The following is a 17,335-nucleotide window of genomic DNA, read 5'->3' as shown; positions in this document are numbered from 1 at the left end:
AGAGAAAACACATGATGAAGAAAGACAAAAAATATTCGGCTGCGTTATTTGATCTGGATGGAGTCATAGTGGACACAGCCAAGTACCATTATCTATCTTGGAAGAAACTTGCCGAAGAACTAGGGATTCACTTCACACAGGTGGAAAATGAAAGATTAAAAGGTGTTAGCAGAATGGAGTCGTTGAAGATTCTGCTTCAATTAGGTCGTCTGAATTTGGATGCATCGTCCAAAACAGCTTTAGCCGAGAAGAAAAATCGATGGTACGTGGAATCTATTGAACAAATGAATTCGTCTGAAATTCTTCCCGGAGTACGAGAATACCTGGTCAAGCTTAAAGAGAGGGGAGTGAAAATTGCCTTGTGTTCAGCTAGCAAAAACGCTCCGCTTATTTTAAAGCGAATGCAGCTTGAAGATTTGTTTGAAGCCGTGATTGATGGAAACAAGGTCTTACATGCCAAACCCGATCCTGAAGTGTTCATGCTGGGGGCCAAATCCCTTGGTGTCGCTCATGAGAAGTGTGTTGTTTTTGAGGATTCACAAGCAGGAATTGATGCCGCAAAAGCTTTAGGAATGTTTGTTGTAGGGATCGGTCAAAAGGAGAGTTTGGTGAAAGCTGATGTTGTTGTAGAAGGAGTAAGCCATTTGGACATGGACAAACTTTTTCCTCCCACTTCATAACCCCAGACCGTAGTAGGTGGCAGGTCTCGGTGCAATTTATTTTTCTCCAGTCTCATTTCCAGTTGTAAAAGGTTCTGCCAGGGGGGAGGATAATGAAACGTACAGCAGCCTAGCCAAGCATATGAACCCATTTCACTCAATTTTTTAACAATAGAGAAATTTGTTTATGTAGAGCGAAACTCATTTGTTCGCTCTTTTTCTTCGTTTATCTTCTGATTTCTTGTTAAGAATGTTAAGATTTTATTAATACCAATCGTTGACAAGGTCATTTTGTCGAATTATGATGAGAAAGCAAAAGAGAAAAAATTACTAAGAATTGGGGAATAATCGATGCTAAAACGTACTACTGCACTACTCGTAGGTATTTCCTTGCTTGCTCCAAGCTCCATTTTCGCGGCAACAGCACCTGCGAAACCAGCAACTCCAGTGGCTCCTGTTAAATCTACCGCACCAGTGAAAGCTCCGGCGAAAGCTGTCGTGCCTGCAAAAACAGTTGCACCTGTGAAAAAAGCAACTCCTGCAATTCCTGCAAAACCAGCGACACCTGCAGCAACAGTGGTTCCAGCTGAAGTTAAATCGCAACCTTCCGAATTGACTAAAGAGTTTGTTATGGCGGATGCTTGGTACCAAACTGCTGGTGAGGCGCGCGCGCTTTACTATCAAGCGTTCACACTCGCTGACATGATGCTGGATAAAGATTTGGCTGACAAATCCATTACACAAAAAAGAGCCGTTATTGTTGATATTGACGAAACAATCCTCGATAACAGTCCGCACAACGTTTTGATGCTCCAACAAGGTAAAGAATTCAATCCGGTTACTTGGAATGAGTGGGTTAACCTCGCTGAAGCGAAAGCTGTACCAGGTTCTGTAGAATTCTTGAACAAAGCTGTGAAAAGCGGCGCAGATGTTTACTACATCTCTAACCGTTCCGTTGATCAAATTCAAGCAACCATCAAAAACCTGAAAGCAGCTGGTTTCCCACAAGCTGAAGAAAGCCATATGCTGTTCAAAGATAAAGTAAGCTCCAAAGAAGAACGCCGTCAACAAGTGGCGAAAGACCATCACATTGCGCTTTTGATGGGCGACAACCTTGTGGACTTCGCTAGCGTATTTGAAGCGAAACCAGTTGCTGAGCGTAATAAAGCGGTAGATGAAATGAAAGACAAATTCGGCAAATACTTCATCGTATTGCCAAACCCAATGTACGGCGATTGGGAAAGCGCATTGTACAACTTCAACAACAAGTTGACACCTGAGCAAAAGCTTGAAGCTCGCCATAGCGCTTTGACTCCTTATAAATCTGATATCAAATAAGAAGTAACGTTCATAACCTGAGTCTAGGGGATTCTCCTAGGTCTCAGGTTTTTTATTTTGGTCATTTTTTTATAACGTCTGAACAAAATTGGTTTGTCTTAAGTCTTTTAAGATAGAAGAAGATTCATTCATTCTATTGGATTGTTGGAAAGGTTCAAGGATATACTTGAAAGTGAAATCATGGGGTTGAAAGCAGGGGAATTATGCTAGATTTAATCATGCACTGGATCGATCAGCACGGATATCTCGTATTATTTATAATTCCGATGCTGGAACTTATATTTCTACCGGTTTCCGCGGAATTTGTTATGGGGTACGGCGGTTTTCTTGTATTTCAAGGGAAGTTGAATTGGATGCTTAGTATTCTAATGGCTGCGGCGGGAAGTTCCATTGGAATGACCTTGGCCTATTGGATCGGATTTAAGCTAGGTACACCTTTTTTCGAAAAATACGGCTCCCGCATTCATATGGGTCCGGAACGATTACAGAAGACTTCACAATGGTTTCAAAGGTACGGTAACAAGGTCATCGTCATTAACTATTTCATCACGGGTGTCCGGCATATTACCGGTTATTTTGCCGGCATTACACGAATCCCATTTCGAGCTTACATGCTTTATGCCTATACGGGGGCTTTTCTATGGGCTTTAATATTTGTTACTTTAGGAAAAATTTTTGGGCCAGAGTGGACACATTATCATGAAGCGATCAAAAAATATCTATCGATCACAACCATTATCATTGTAGCGTTGTTTATATTGTCTTTTCTTTATAAAAAGTATAAAACCCAGATCATTGAATTCATTACATTCACGTTGAAAAAAGGGGTAATGATTTTCCATTCCTTGCGCCGAGTGAAAATTTTGGTCGCTATAACGTTCACCGCATTTTTATTACTTACGATCTGGATGATTGATTTAATTCATGATTTCTTATCTAACCAACTGACGGAGTTTGATACAGTTGTTACGTTCCTGGTACACGGGATCTTTGGCCCGAGATGGTCATCCTTTATGAGCGGTGTCTCGTTCTTTTCTTCTTATCTGTTCTTGATCCCAGTAATTGCCCTGACATTCTGGCTGATTATGAGAAGGGGAAAGGATCGTATACTCGAAGCATCCTTTTTAATACTTGTAGTAGTAGGCGGAGAATTCTGGGACGAGATATTACGACGTTTGTTTCATCGAGTCGGCATTTTACCTTTAAGAGAGATTGTAATGAACACGTTTCCTAGCGAACAAACATTTATCACACTGTCGGTTCTTGGGTTTTGTGCCTTCTTGTTCGTACGACATCTCACGAATTCGGTCATTCACGTGGCAGCTCCTTTGCTCGTGATCGTTGTTTCACTATTTGTGGGTTTGAGCCGTATTTATTTTGGGGCGCAGTTTCCAAGTGATGTTGTTGCTGGCTATGTTTTCAGTGGGGTTTGGCTTAGTTTAAATATCGTGTTGTTAGAGATTTTCCGGATTTTACGAAAAGAGAAAACGAACGTTTGAAAGAAATCCACCCTTTTTCTTGATCAACCGAAGAAAGGTGGATTTCTTTTTTTGTCAACTATTTTTCTTTCCTTTATGAGCCTTGTTGATCCCACAGTAAAAAAGTAGTGTTCACCAACTATACAAGGTGCATTTGTACTATTAATTGTTGCTGTTTGTCTCTCGATTACTTATTATGAATGAGGTACATATTTATGGTAAGTATAATATTGGAAGAAGTGTAAAGGAGAGGCAAGAATGAGGAGTATTAAAACGAAGTTATTATCAGTTATTATTCCGATTATGTGTTTGGCCCTGATAGGGGTGGTTTGGTTAAATAATAGCAAGGCTCAAGATTTCCTAGAGCAAAACTTTCGTGAAAAGTCGATGGTTGATTTGGATTACTTAACAACAAAGTTAAATGATAGTCTACAAATGCATGTAGAACGTCTATCCAATATCGCAACTGGGGCGGAGATGACAGGTATGAAACCTGAAGCTCAGATCGCCTATTTAAAGAAAAAATTAATTCAGTATCCTGAGTATACGATGCTCTTTGTTGCTAACGACAAAGGTGATACACATACAACGGAAGATAAAACGGCCAATATTTCAGAACGTGTTTATTTTAAGAAGATTATGGAGGGGGAATCCTACCAGATCTCTGATCCAGTTCAAAGTAAAACAACAGGAAAATTGAGTATTATGGTTGCTACACCGATCAAAAACAATGCAGGGAAAACCATTGGACTGGTAGGAACATCATTTCCGATATCTGACCTGAATAAGATTACGGAAGAGGTAAAAATTGGACAAACCGGCTATGCGTTTTTAACCCAGAAGGACGGACTTATTATTAGCCATCCGAATCAAGATTTAATAATGAAGCGCAATATCACTCAGCTAAATGTACCTAAACTGAAGGAAGCACATGAAGCTTCTCAGCGCGGAGAAAAAGGGAGTACACGGTATATTTTTGAAGGTGTAGACAAGTATACATTTTATCAGCAACTTCCGATTACAGGATGGAATGTTATGCTGACAGCACCAGTTGTTGAAGCTTCGTCACAATTGTCATCTCTGAAGAAAATTTCTTTTGTCACAGGCTTAATCGCGATTATTCTTGCGGGTATCGTGATTTTCATATTCTCGTCTCGTCTGATTCGTCCAATAGCAAGAATGAGTGAGTTAACTTCACTCGTGGCGAATGGAGATTTGACGATTAAAGTAGAACACGGGGCAAATGATGAAGTAGGCAGGTTAGGGGATAACTTCAATCAAATGATTGCGAAGATACAGGAGCTATTGGGGCAGATTGACAATGTTTCTATCCATATCAAATCTTCATCTGATACATTGGCAGTATCCAGCCAAGAGACGAAAATGTCTGCTGAACAAGTAGCGGTTACGATCTCTGAACTGGCGTCCGGGACTGTGGAAATTGCCTCATCTGTTACGAATGCTACCCATAGAGTCAATGACATGATTCATACCGTCAATCAGATTGCCAATCATACAGATGAAGTCATTTTTGCATCAAATCAGAGTAAAGAATCTGCTCAAAACGGAGTTGGATTCGCAGATGAGTCCATTCAAAAAATGGCCGAGGTGCACGACAATGTAAAGAAAACATCGGATATTATCGAAAAATTGGACGAACGATCTAAAGCGATTGGAAACATCGTAGGAATGATTACAAGTATAGCCGATCAGACTAATTTACTAGCGTTAAATGCTTCGATTGAGGCGGCTCGAGCAGGTGAACATGGAAGAGGGTTTGCCGTTGTAGCAGAAGAAGTGCGAAAGCTAGCAAATGAAACAAGTGAGTCGGCATCACAGATTGCTGCACTCATCAAGGAAACACAAAAGGAAAGTCAACGAGCGGTGGAGTCTTCTCAAACGGGTACGCGTGTAGCGGAAGAAGGAGCGAAGACTGTACAACAGGCTGGAAAAGCATTTGAGGAGATCTCTACTCACATTGAGAATGTACTGAGCAAAAACACCGAAATATATGCGGCAATTAAAAATTTAGAGAGTCTAGGAAAAGCAGTTGGAGAGAACATGGAACAGATTTCAGCGGTGACACAGGAAGCATCTGCAGGGGCGGAAGAAGTAAGTGCAGCCAGCCAACAACAGTCGGCAGGGGCCAACCAGATTTCCAGCGATGCGAACAGTTTGGCTGATCTGGGTGATGAATTACAACATGTGATCAACCAGTTCAAAATTAAGTAGCTGCCAACTATGTTTTCAGTGGGGTTTGGCTTAGTTTAAATATCGTGTTAGAGATTTTCCGCATTTTACGAAAAGAGAAAACGAACGAATAAAAGGATTACTCCTTTCTTCTAAATCATGAGAAGAAGGGTGTAATCTTTTTTTGTAAACTATTTTCTCTGTAGTCTCCCTACTTGATTAGATTGTAAAAAACTGGTGTTCACCATTTAGACAAGGTACGTTTGTACTATTCATTCTTGCTGGTTGTCACATTATTCTTTATCATTAATTTGATAGATAAATATACCAAGTATAATATTGGGAGTAGAGTAAGGGAGAGGCAAAAATGAAAAGTATCAAAACGAAGTTATTGTCAGTTATTATTCCGATTTTGTGTTTTGCCATGATCGGGGCTGGTTGGTTAAACAATAGTAGGGCTCAAGACTTCCTTGAGCAAAACTTTCGTGAAAAATCGATGGTTGAACTGGAATTGTTAACAACCAAGTTAAATGATAGCTTACAGATGCATGAGGAACGTTTAGCAAACATTGCAACAGGCTCAGAGATAACAGGTATGAATCCGGCTACTCAGATGGCTTACTTAAAGAAAAAGTTAATCCAATATCCCGAGTATTCCATGCTGTTAGTGGCAGATGCCAAAGGAGATACAGTTTCAACAGAAAATGTTAAAGCCAATATAGCCGACCGTGATTATTTTAAGCGGATTATGCATGGAGAATCCTATGTGATCTCTGATCCAATTGAGATTAAAACAACAGGGAAATTATGTATTATGGTGGCTTCCAGTATTCAAAACAAGGAAGGGAAAACCATTGGATTACTAGGGACATTATTTCCGGTTGCTAACTTGAACAAGATTACGAACGAAGTGAAAATTGGAGAAACGGGATATGCGTTTCTAACCCAGAATGACGGGCTTATTTTTAGCCATCCCCATCAAGATTTAATAATGAAGCGTAATATTACTCAACTAGATGTACCGAAACTCAACGAAGCTCATGAAGCCTCACAACGTGGTGAAAAGGGAGTTGTACGGTATACGTTTGAAGGTGTAGATAAGTATACATTTTATAGCAAACTGCCGATAACAGGCTGGAACGTGATGATGACAGTCCCAGTAGCTGAAGCGTCGTCACAATTGTCAGCACTAACCAAATTATCCTTTGTAACTGTTATAATCGTCAATATTTTTGCCATTGTTGTAATTTACATTTTCTCTGTTCGACTGATTCGTCCAATTGAAAGGATGAGTAAGTTAACTTCGCTTGTGGCGAATGGAGATTTAACGATTAAGGTAGAACATAAGGCCAATGATGAGGTGGGACGGTTAGGAGACAACTTTAATCAAATGATCGCGAAGATACAAGAGCTATTGGGGCAGATTGGCAATGTTTCCGACCATATTAAAACTTCATCAAATACATTGGCGATATCAAGCCAAGAGACGAAAATGTCTGCTGAACAAGTAGCGGTTACGATCTCTGAACTTGCTTCAGGGACTGTAGAGATTGCTTCATCTGTAACGAATGCTACCCATCGAGTCAATGACATGGTTCATACGGTTAATCAGATTGCCATTCATACAGATGAAGTCATTATCGTATCAAATCAGAGCAAAGAATCCGCTCAATACGGTGTTGGATATGCCAATGAGGCCATACATAAAATGGCGGAGGTGCACGACAATGTGAAGAAAACATCGGATATTATTGAAAAGCTGGACGAGCGATCAAAAGCGATTGGAAACATCGTCGGAATGATTACAAGTATAGCCGAGCAAACCAATTTACTAGCGTTAAATGCTTCGATTGAGGCAGCTCGAGCAGGCGAGCACGGAAAAGGTTTTGCCGTTGTAGCAGAAGAAGTGCGAAAGCTGGCAAACGAGACAAGTGAGTCGGCTTCACAGATTGCCGTACTGATTAAGGAAACTCAAAAAGAAAGTCACCGTGCAGTGGAATCTTCTCAAACGGGTACGCGTGTAGCGGAAGAAGGAGCGAAGAGTGTACAGCAGGCTGGAAAAGCATTTGAGGAGATCTCGAATCATATTGAGAATGTACTGAGTAAAAACACCGAAATCTTTGCTGCGATTAAAAATCTAGAAGAGCTAGGAAAAGCAGTTGGCGAGAACATGGAACAGATTTCCGCGGTGACACAGGAAGCATCTGCAGGGGCGGAAGAAGTAAGTGCGGCTAGTCAACAACAATCAGCGGGAGCCAACCAGATTTCAAGCGATGCGAAAAATTTGGCTGATCTCGGGGATGAATTGCAACACGCAATTAACCAGTTCAAAATTAAGTAGCTTTGCAAGAGCGTACCTATCAAGATTACGATAAACTGCATGAGTGTGGTAAAATCCCCTTCGGAAAAAGCCGAGGGCACTGAAAAACTTACGTTTTTTAGATTTTCAGATAACACAAATAGAAAAACCGACTCTCGTTCCAATATTTTCCGAACGGAGAGTCGGTTTTTTCTTACATTCCACTCCGGTTTACTTTATTTAATCTATGAGTTTTAGTATCCTTTTCAAATTAACCGTCAAGATAGCCATTGCCCCTTGTAACTCCATACCAATTAGACCCGAGGATATAGCAACATCATACCCGTGTCTGTGTTTTAGTTCGCTATTCTTTGCCTCAATTTTGTAGCGCTCTTTCGACTTCTCCTTAAAGAACTCTGTTTCTTGGAATTTCGCCTGTTCTGAGTGTTCGTTTGATTTAATGGAAACTGAATAGGTTTTGCTTTTGGCTCCTTCTGTATAACATCCAACTTTGAAAGCACATTTCTTGCATTTTTCAATATCAAAGTAGTACGTGTCCATTTGGTTTTTACTTACACCTTTTTTCCCTGTTCGGGCTCTCCTGATTGCCAAATGCCCCGCTTTACAGACGTACATACCTGCATCTTTATTGAATTCAAATTCGTCTTCTTTCTTCCGGACTCCCTGGGTAATCAAAGGATTTAATTTAGAGACTAGGTTAATTTCATTTTCATTACTGTATTGGATATTGTCTTTCTCGGAATAAGCAGTATTACCGATGACCGTTTCAATCTTCATTCCGGCTTCGATGCTTTTTTCAATCAATGTCTTTTATTGCTTTCCGTCATTTTTTTCGCCAGTCGTAATCGTTGCCGCCGTGATAATTCGTTCTTCGCTCATCGCAATGTGAGTTTTATAGCCAAAGAAAGACGAATCGGCAGTCTTATGGCCAACTTTAGCGTCTTGATCCTTTAAGCTCTGTAAGTGTTCAATATCGTCAGCAATTGTCTCCTTCAGAAGGTTCAGTTGTTCCTTCACTTTGGGATACTGAGCCAGACTTTCTTCCTTTTCAATAACTTCAATGAGCTTTTGGGAGTATGCAATCTCATCTTTAAGGACATCGGTTGTTGACTTAGCAGGAAACTTCTCTTTCATCGTTTCATCAATCTTATAGACAGCTTTCCTCAATTTTTTAGAACGGTCCGTCAGGATCTCTATTGGCGTCTTCTGGTTATATCGTGCTTTCGTATGTGTGGCATCGACAATAATTGATTTACTTTTGATGATTGCCTTTTCAATCGCAATTTCCACGGTTTTATTAATAAGCATGTCCAAGAGGTTGATGTCCTTTAGCATCAGTTTCCGGAACTTGGTCAAAGAGCTGGGTTCAATCACCTCCTCCTCCGGAGCCATGCCGAGGAAATACTTAAAAGACATGTCATATTTCGAACGCTCAACTACATCAACATCAGACAGGTCATAGATGGTTTTTAATAATAAATATTTGAACATACGGATGGGATCAATAGCGTTTCGACCGTTATCCAGACAATATTTATTTTTAGTTCATCATATACAAAAGTAAAGTCGATTAGTTCATTGATCCGCGGCAAAAGATTATCCGTTGGAACGATTAAATTATAAAGGTCCATATATTGACTGAATGTCATGGATTGTTGTTTTTGAATCATAGTGCCCACCCGTCTGAAATAGTTGCCTTAATTATAGAACAAAAAAGTCCGATTTTTCCTTTAGGATTTCAGAGGCGGAAGTTGGAGACAGAACAGTGGAAGCTTTATTGGTTTTTATGTGAAAACTGATTCCTGATGTGCATGAGAACAGCAAGGCAAGCGCAATTAGCATGTTCACAAATAATCCCCCTTTACGGATAAGGTACCCCGTTCCGGATGAAATGATTGACAGGAAAAAACAAAAGATCCTGAGGAAGAAAACATCCTCAGGATCTCTGGAAGTGCCGTACTCCTACGCTTTATATTGCTCCTTACTCGAATCCGCTCCGCTGACTACAGAACCCTTGAGATTGCCGATCACATTGATGACAAACAGCAGCACACCAATACTTAAAGCGCTAGCCCCGATTGCAATCACCGGTTCAATAGCCGGATTGCCCGCTTCAAGCACAAGCAGCCCAATCATCATCACGGGAAGACCCAGATTGTGCAGCCAAAAGTGCCATTTTCCCAGACCGGTTAATCCAAGCCGCGGGAACAACGTGTAAATGACACCGGCCAGAGCTAGAGAAGTCCAGCCCAAAAGGTTAATATGCGCATGGGACGGAGCAAACTGAATTTTGTGGGTGATCGACATAAACATCCCCATAATAATGCCAATTAAAAAGTAGACAACAGAGATCTTGATAAATTTAATTCCCATTTTCATTACTCCTCCAAAATATTTATTCACTTACAAAATAAGGTGTAAAAAAATTAAGCCATTCACTTATTTCATTTGATGGGCCATGTTATGCGCAAGAGCTGTGCGAGAGTGTATCTCCAACTTTTTATAGATTCGATCCAGATGTGTCGTCACCGTTCTGCTGCTGACAAACAGCTTTTCAGCGATCTCCGGAAAGCCTGAGGGGATTTTTAAATGCTAGCAAAGAAGGATGCTTTCTCCTCACTCAAGATTGATTCGCGTAAGAAATCACAAACGATAAAGATAAAAAGACGCAAAGTGGGCTGTACATCCACGTATCATTCCTAGCGAAAATCGTGCCTTTTACCTTTTTGAAAAATCCGACATAGTGAAAATCGCCAATTGCCCGAAGGAAAAATAGGAGTGAAAATAGCAAACAAATCATCTTCGTTACCTTGTTTGCTCGTAGAATGGTCAAATGCCCGCTTTGTGTGAGCAAAACCAATCCGAGTAGGAAAAGTACAAGAGCCACCACCCATGTACCTGCCGCGCTAGGAGTAAATGCTCGAGTCGTACCATCTGCCTTGATCGGTAATGCCGCATTTTTCCCCCAGCCTCCTCCCAAAGCCCAGTAAATGTGAATAAAACTCAGGAACAATAGAATACAGGCAGCCAGTAAGATCAAAGACGTAACCATTATTCATTCCACCTCAATTTTTCAAATGATTTACTTCTCATTAACCTTTAGTCCTTGTAACCCATTAAGAAAAAAGTCAGTATATAGCTCAACCATTAAGGCATCATCTACAGGTTCTTGTTCTCTTCCGTCAAAAACGTCTAGTGTCATTTCGGCCCAACCGATTGCCCCCAGAAAGAAGCGAGAGGCGTAATTGATCAAGGAAGTATTGCGTTCATTGGGTTCCAATTGAAAATGCCGCAGTAATTCTTCCTCCAAAATCGTAGCCTGACGAAGGATTTGTTTATATAAGGGATTGGCGATCGCTGGATTCTTGATCCCTTCAATAAAAATGATTTTGGTGAAAGCGGGGTGGTTCTTAAATATCTGGACCAATTGGTTGCCCATATGAATTAGCAAATCCCTAAGGGACAATGCGGTCGCTGGCGGAGTGATGGAAGCCTTGTCAAACTCTCGTGTTAATAATTGATGAAACAAGTCTTCTTTGCTTGTAAAGTGAATGTAGATGGCAGCGGGGGTAATCCCGGATGCTTTAGCAATCGAGCTTACTTTGGTTCCATCATATCCATTCCGTGAAAATTCAAGTAGCGCAGCGTCCAGTATTTCATCTTTCGTAATGGTGATTCCCGTTTTTCGTGCCATAGTTCCTCCTACTGATTTAATGCCACTTGTCGCGCGGTTCGATAACCAGACAAAAGCGCATGTTCGGTTGTGGGGCCAGCCCAATAATCGCCACAGGTATAGATTTTGGCTTTTTCAGGCAGCTTAGCATTCAATGCGTTCCGTAATGGATGCACCCAGCCGGGGTAGATAATAGGCATCGCATATCGCCAACGATGCAGTCTGCTGAAGACAAGATTCTGATGACTTTCCTCATAATAATCGCTAACCATCTTCACAACATCGGCTTGAATCTCCTCGTCAGTACGATTCCAGTTAGCCAGACTGTAAGCGTGTGTAGGCATTGCAACGGCAAGACCGCATCCGGCAGGGGCTCGCTCACTTCCTTTTAAGTGGTCCCAGCCAATTGCCGCTAAAGAAGATTTCAGAGCAGAGGGAACCGCGAATCCGTATGCCTGTTTCTCAGGTGCTGATTTGTAACCAATCCCCGTTGTCAAATTGGCCGTATATTTTGTTTGTTCGAGGAAGTTTGTTTGCTCTTGACCTAGCTCAAGAACAGGATTCTCAAGCATAGAAAGGGCGATAGGGGCTGGGGTGGCTATAATGACTTTATCAAAAAATCGTTCCACTTGCCCGAAATTGCTCTGAATCGTGACGCGAACTTGGTTGTCTGTTGTAGATTGTACAGATAGGACGGGAGAATTAATATGTACAGGAACACGTGCGCCGAGCTTCTGCGTGACAATTCCCATCCCGCTGTTTGGCGAATAGATCGACCATGTTTTCTTAGCGTCTAGTAAAGACAACAGAGCGGAGTACCAGGGGGTCTCTTTTTCCGCCCAAAAAAAGAGTGTGGAAGTTGGAACACCAAGCACCCAATCGACAAGATCATCTGTTGTCTGGTTTCTCCACCAGGATAAATCATGTCCGTTATCCAAATCCCCCAAGCGCTCATAAGAATGAAAATCCAGATGCTTCCGATGTTTCATCGCTAGACCCATTACTTTGAATATGGCCAGCTTGGAGCGAAAACTAAGCTTTGGATGTCTCAGCAAACTGGCGGGGGAGCCAGACGCAAAGCGGAAGATCTGGTGTAGGTCTGTAGCCATTGCTTGAATGGGATGGACATAGGATACGTCTTGCGCGATACCAAGTTCTTTCATCAGGCTTTTCATATTCGAGTAGGAATCGACCATAAACTGAGCGCCAATGTCCCATGTATAACCATGTTCACGAAAAGTTCTCATTCTTCCGCCAACAAATTGAGTTTGCTCGAAGACGTCAACGGTATGGCCCATTTTTTGAAGAGAATAAGCAGCTCCCAATCCACTGATACCAGCACCGATTATTGCAACTGTTGACATTAGCCTACCTCCAATAGGATTTAATGTGCAGACAAATTAATTAAATGAACGTTTATTTAATTTAAATATATAGAACCAAAGAGCTATCGTCAACGAGTAAATTGGCGAAAAATGACAAGAATTTGTTTTAAAATGCTGTCAATCTTGAATGTTTAGATTACAGTCTTGCCAGAATCATGTATAATTAATAAGGTTTTTGTACGTAAATCGGAAAGAATATAAGTTTCTGATTTACATAAGTGAAACTACGACTCTGCTGTCGCCAGGGCTCGGCAATCGTCGAGTTTTCTAATAATTTACAAGGAGTATTTGCCGAAATGACCGATCAATCAATCATTCGTTTTGACAAGGTGACTAAAAGCTATAGTGACGACCCTCCTGTGTTGGATGATGTTAGCTTCGAAATCGAGAGTGGAAAGTTTTATACCTTGCTTGGGCCATCAGGCTGTGGGAAAACGACCATTCTGCGCTTAATCGCTGGCTTTACGGAACCAACAGAAGGCAATATTTATTTCAAAGGAAAGGTTATTAACCATGTACCCGCCAACCAGCGGCAGGTTAATACGGTATTTCAAGATTACGCGTTGTTTCCGCATTTGAATGTTTTCGAGAATATCGCTTTCGGGTTGCGGATAAAGAAGCTGAAGAACGCAGAAATCACACGCAAGGTAAAAGAGGCGTTGCGGTTTGTCAATCTGGAAGGATATGAGTCTCGTGAAATCAAGGAGATGTCAGGAGGACAGCGACAACGTGTCGCCATTGCCCGCGCCATTGTGAACGAGCCGGAAATCATCCTGTTGGATGAACCACTATCCGCTCTCGATCTTAAGCTTCGTACTGAAATGCAGTATGAGCTTCGTGAGCTGCAGCGTCGGCTCGGGATCACGTTTATCTTTGTCACTCATGATCAGGAAGAAGCGTTGGCCATGTCTGACGAGATCTTCGTCCTGAATCAAGGGAAAATTCAGCAAAGCGGCACGCCGACTGATATTTATGATGAACCGATCAATCGTTTTGTCGCTGATTTTATCGGAGAATCAAACATTGTACCAGGCAAAATGATTCAAGATTTTCTTGTGGAGTTTGCTGGTAAGCAGTTTGAATGTGTGGACCAGGCGTTTAATCCGAATGAGGCAGTAGAAATCGTCATTCGTCCCGAAGATCTGGAGATCACCACGCCTGAACAAGGCAAACTGCAGGTCCGTGTAGATTCTCAACTGTTCCGAGGGGTGCATTACGAGATTTGCAGCTATGATGAGTCCGGGAACGAGTGGCTAGTCCATTCAACCAAAAAAGCGACAGTAGGCGATCAGATCGGCCTTCATTTCGATCCGGAAGCGATTCATGTCATGCGGTTTGGCGAAACGGAAGAAGAATTTGATAGACGGTTGGAAGCCTATCATGAGGTTAGCCATGGAAAATAGAACGCGCAACCTCTATCTGATTCCGTATGTTTTATGGATTGTCCTATTTGTCGTTGGGCCAATCCTCTTGGTTGTGTATTATTCTTTTTTTGATATTGAAGGTAATCTAACGCTGGATAATTACGTAAAATTTTTCACGCCTGTCTATTTGAAGATGACCTTCAGTTCTTTTTGGTACGCTTTTTTGATAACGGCGTTTTCTTTGCTTGTTGCTTATCCAACCGCTTATCTCTTGACCAAAACAAGGCACAAACAGCTTTGGTTGCTGTTAATTATTCTGCCAACCTGGATCAACCTGTTGTTAAAAGCCTATGCGTTCCTTGGTATTTTTGGCACATTTGGCCCTGCCAACGCGTTTTTCGAGATGCTTGGAATAGGCAAGCAACAAATCTTGTTTACCGATTTCAGCTTTATTTTTGTGGCCGTGTATATCTTTATACCATTTATGATCTTGCCGATTTTTAACGCGCTGGACAAGCTGAATCCCACCTTGGTGGATGCCGCTCGTGATTTAGGGGCTTCAGCGTGGACTACGTTTTATCGAGTGATTTTTCCATTGACTCTAGATGGGGTCAAATCGGGGTGTCAAGCCGTCTTCATTCCATCCTTATCTCTCTTCATGATTACCCGTCTAATTACGGGAAATCGCGTCATTACATTGGGAACAGCAATTGAACAGCATTTTCTGGTCACACAGGATTGGGGAATGGGTTCAACTATAGCCGTTTTCTTAATTATCGTAATGGCCATACTTATGTTTATTTTAGGAAACCGAAAGTGAGGGGTGTAAGGTGGAGAGAAAACGGAAACTGTCCAATCTATATCTAATCCTTGTCTTTATCATTCTGTACGCCCCGATATTTTATTTGATGTACTATTCGTTCAACAGCGGTGGATCCATGCATGAATTTAAAGGATTTACGCTTGACTGGTACAAAGAAGTTTTTGAGGATACGCGACTCCTCATCATCGTATTGAATACCTTGGTCATTGCTTTGCTCTCAGCAGCAATTTCAACGATTCTCGGGGTAATTGGGGCACTTGCGATCTCTTACGTGAAGAAGCGTCAGGTGAAGAACGCGCTTTTAACCTTGAATAATGTACTCATTGTAAGTCCTGATGTAATCGTCGGCGCATCATTTCTCATTTTGTTTACGATTTTGGGAATCAAGCTTGGATTTACGTCCGTACTTTTGTCGCACATTGCCTTTTCAGTGCCAATTGTGGTGATTATGGTCCTGCCTAAACTGCAAGAGATGAGTCCGACTTTGATTGATGCCGCGCTTGATCTTGGCGCAAGCCGTTGGAATGTTCTTTCGAAGGTCATCCTGCCATTCATCACTCCAGGCATCTTCGCCGGATTCTTCATGGCGCTTACGTATTCGCTGGATGATTTTGCGGTAACGTTTTTTGTAACTGGCAATGGGTTCTCCACTTTATCGGTTGAGATCTACTCCAGGGCAAGACATGGTATCGCCTTGAACATTAATGCGCTTTCTACTCTGATTTTCTTGTTAACCACAGCACTGGTGGTTGGATACTACTTTATTACCCAACGCAACCATCGCCAGAACGGAGTGGGGGTTCGCCAATGAAACAACTCGCCCGGATGTTTATCATAATCCTCGTGGTTGCTATTTCCTTGCAATATCTGGCGAACTACTTAAACTCCAGTGAAGGTTATTCGAATGGAAATACGCTGACCATTTATAACTGGGGAGACTACATTGACCCTGAGCTGATCAAGGAGTTTGAAAAACAGAGCGGAATCAAGGTGATTTATCAAACCTTTGACTCCAACGAAGCGATGCTCACAAAAATCGCGCAAGGAGGGACCACTTTCGATGTAGCGGTTCCTTCAGAATACACCATCAGTAAGATGAAAGAAGAAAATCTGTTGCTTCCGATTGATCACACGAAGCTGCCCAACCTGAAATATATCAATCCTCGTTATTTGAATCTGTCCTTTGATCCTAATAACCAGTACTCTGTTCCATATTTTTGGGGCACAGTGGGGATTATCTACAATCCGGAGATGTTAGGCGGGAAGCAAATCACCAGCTGGAATGACTTGTGGAGTCCAGATTTGCGCAATCAGATTCTGTTGGTAGATGGGGCGCGTGAAATTATCGGAATGGGGCTTAACAGCTTGCATTATTCATTGAATGATGTGAATGAAGATCACCTTCAAGAAGCCAAACACAAACTGGATTTACTGACCCCGAATATCAAAGCCATTGTGGGGGACGAGATCAAGATGCTATTGGCCAATCAGGAAGCGGCCGTAGGTGTTGTTTGGTCAGGTGACGCTTCTGAGATTATGGAGCATAATGACAAGCTGGATTATGTCGTTCCCGAAGAAGGGTCAAACTTGTGGTTCGATAACATGGTGATTCCAAAAACAGCCAAAAACATTGAAGGCGCCCACCAGTTTATCAACTTCATGCTGAATCCTAAACATGCGGCCAAGAATGCCGAGTACGTTGGTTATGCCACGCCAAATCTGAAAGCCATGGATTATTTGCCAGAAGAAATTTCTTCCGACAAACGATTCTACCCGGATCCTGCCATTACAGAGAAGCTGGAAATTTATGAGAACCTAGGGAAGAAAATGTTGGCTCACTACAACGAACTGTTCTTGGAGTTTAAGATGCATAAGAAATAATTTAAAAGAGTCCATTCTCAACGATGATCAGGAGAGTGGACTCTTTTCTTTTGCTATATCAAGCATTAGCTGTTTATTTTGTTTTTGTTGGTTTTGATTGCTTCTGTTTTTGTTCCTCTGCTTTTAATCTTGCTAGTGTTAAATCTCTTAACTTTTTGGAAGTCATGAGGGCAGGATAACTCAGCTAAATGTTGAAATAAATGGTTGCATAAAATCGTTCGTTT

Annotated in this window: 15 protein-coding genes and 1 pseudogene; 9 read left to right on the top strand and 7 right to left on the bottom strand. The window is 41.7% G+C overall.

Annotation, left to right across the window (positions count from 1 at the left end):
* Positions 1-11: 11 nt before the first annotated feature.
* From pgmB to ACQCN2_RS05970, 5 genes are all read left to right on the top strand, one after another.
* Positions 12-680 (top strand): beta-phosphoglucomutase, encoded by a 669-nt coding sequence (gene pgmB, locus ACQCN2_RS05990; RefSeq protein WP_426927981.1) that lies wholly within the window; start codon positions 12-14, stop codon positions 678-680.
* 330 nt (positions 681-1,010) lie between these two features.
* Positions 1,011-1,997: a 5'-nucleotidase, lipoprotein e(P4) family gene (locus ACQCN2_RS05985; protein WP_426927980.1), complete on the top strand. Its 987-nt coding sequence runs from the start codon at positions 1,011-1,013 to the stop codon at positions 1,995-1,997.
* A 203-nt stretch (positions 1,998-2,200) separates the two neighbouring features.
* The gene (locus ACQCN2_RS05980; protein ID WP_426927979.1) at positions 2,201-3,496 is read left to right on the top strand and encodes a VTT domain-containing protein; all 1,296 of its coding nucleotides are present in this window, start codon (positions 2,201-2,203) and stop codon (positions 3,494-3,496) included.
* A 237-nt stretch (positions 3,497-3,733) separates the two neighbouring features.
* Positions 3,734-5,707: a methyl-accepting chemotaxis protein gene (locus ACQCN2_RS05975; RefSeq protein WP_426927978.1), complete on the top strand. Its 1,974-nt coding sequence runs from the start codon at positions 3,734-3,736 to the stop codon at positions 5,705-5,707.
* A 325-nt stretch (positions 5,708-6,032) separates the two neighbouring features.
* A complete protein-coding gene (locus tag ACQCN2_RS05970; RefSeq protein ID WP_426927977.1) occupies positions 6,033-8,006 on the top strand; it encodes a methyl-accepting chemotaxis protein in 1,974 nt (657 codons plus the stop codon).
* A 198-nt stretch (positions 8,007-8,204) separates the two neighbouring features.
* On the opposite strand, the pseudogene ACQCN2_RS05965 reads toward ACQCN2_RS05970, so the two are convergent.
* The 7 genes and pseudogenes from ACQCN2_RS05965 to ACQCN2_RS05935 form a co-directional block, all read right to left on the bottom strand.
* Positions 8,205-9,655, bottom strand: a pseudogene (locus ACQCN2_RS05965) (IS1182 family transposase).
* A 31-nt stretch (positions 9,656-9,686) separates the two neighbouring features.
* A complete protein-coding gene (locus ACQCN2_RS05960; RefSeq protein WP_426927976.1) occupies positions 9,687-9,833 on the bottom strand; it encodes a hypothetical protein in 147 nt (48 codons plus the stop codon).
* 114 nt (positions 9,834-9,947) lie between these two features.
* Positions 9,948-10,364 (bottom strand): heme-copper oxidase family protein, encoded by a 417-nt coding sequence (locus ACQCN2_RS05955; RefSeq protein WP_426927975.1) that lies wholly within the window; start codon positions 10,362-10,364, stop codon positions 9,948-9,950.
* Positions 10,365-10,424: 60 nt separating this feature from the next.
* A complete protein-coding gene (locus ACQCN2_RS05950) occupies positions 10,425-10,547 on the bottom strand; it encodes a LuxR C-terminal-related transcriptional regulator (protein ID WP_426928182.1) in 123 nt (40 codons plus the stop codon).
* A gap of 58 nt (positions 10,548-10,605) precedes the next feature.
* Positions 10,606-11,037: a DUF3995 domain-containing protein gene (locus ACQCN2_RS05945; protein WP_426927974.1), complete on the bottom strand. Its 432-nt coding sequence runs from the start codon at positions 11,035-11,037 to the stop codon at positions 10,606-10,608.
* 30 nt (positions 11,038-11,067) lie between these two features.
* Positions 11,068-11,679: a TetR/AcrR family transcriptional regulator gene (locus ACQCN2_RS05940; protein ID WP_426927973.1), complete on the bottom strand. Its 612-nt coding sequence runs from the start codon at positions 11,677-11,679 to the stop codon at positions 11,068-11,070.
* A gap of 8 nt (positions 11,680-11,687) precedes the next feature.
* Positions 11,688-13,022 carry a protoporphyrinogen/coproporphyrinogen oxidase gene (locus ACQCN2_RS05935; protein ID WP_426927972.1) on the bottom strand — a complete coding sequence of 445 codons (1,335 nt, stop codon included), beginning with the start codon at positions 13,020-13,022 and terminating at the stop codon, positions 11,688-11,690.
* A gap of 317 nt (positions 13,023-13,339) precedes the next feature.
* Between ACQCN2_RS05935 and ACQCN2_RS05930 the strand changes: the two genes are divergently transcribed.
* From ACQCN2_RS05930 to ACQCN2_RS05915, 4 genes are read left to right on the top strand one after another with little or no spacing between them, the layout of a single operon-like run.
* Positions 13,340-14,446, top strand: coding sequence for an ABC transporter ATP-binding protein (locus ACQCN2_RS05930; protein WP_426927971.1), 1,107 nt, complete (start codon positions 13,340-13,342; stop codon positions 14,444-14,446).
* A complete protein-coding gene (locus ACQCN2_RS05925) occupies positions 14,436-15,227 on the top strand; it encodes an ABC transporter permease (protein ID WP_426927970.1) in 792 nt (263 codons plus the stop codon). Before ACQCN2_RS05930 ends, ACQCN2_RS05925 begins: the two co-directional genes overlap by 11 nt.
* A 10-nt stretch (positions 15,228-15,237) precedes the next feature.
* Positions 15,238-16,041 carry an ABC transporter permease gene (locus tag ACQCN2_RS05920; protein ID WP_426927969.1) on the top strand — a complete coding sequence of 268 codons (804 nt, stop codon included), beginning with the start codon at positions 15,238-15,240 and terminating at the stop codon, positions 16,039-16,041.
* Positions 16,038-17,111: an ABC transporter substrate-binding protein gene (locus ACQCN2_RS05915; RefSeq protein ID WP_426927968.1), complete on the top strand. Its 1,074-nt coding sequence runs from the start codon at positions 16,038-16,040 to the stop codon at positions 17,109-17,111. Before ACQCN2_RS05920 ends, ACQCN2_RS05915 begins: the two co-directional genes overlap by 4 nt.
* The last annotated feature ends 224 nt before the right edge of the window (positions 17,112-17,335 follow it).

Origin of the sequence: Brevibacillus ginsengisoli (assembly GCF_050113715.1) — a bacterium.
Classification (GTDB): Bacteria; Bacillota; Bacilli; order Brevibacillales; family Brevibacillaceae; genus Brevibacillus_H; species Brevibacillus_H ginsengisoli.
Note: the sequence above shows the minus strand (reverse complement) of the source record. Positions and strands in the feature narration are given on the sequence as shown.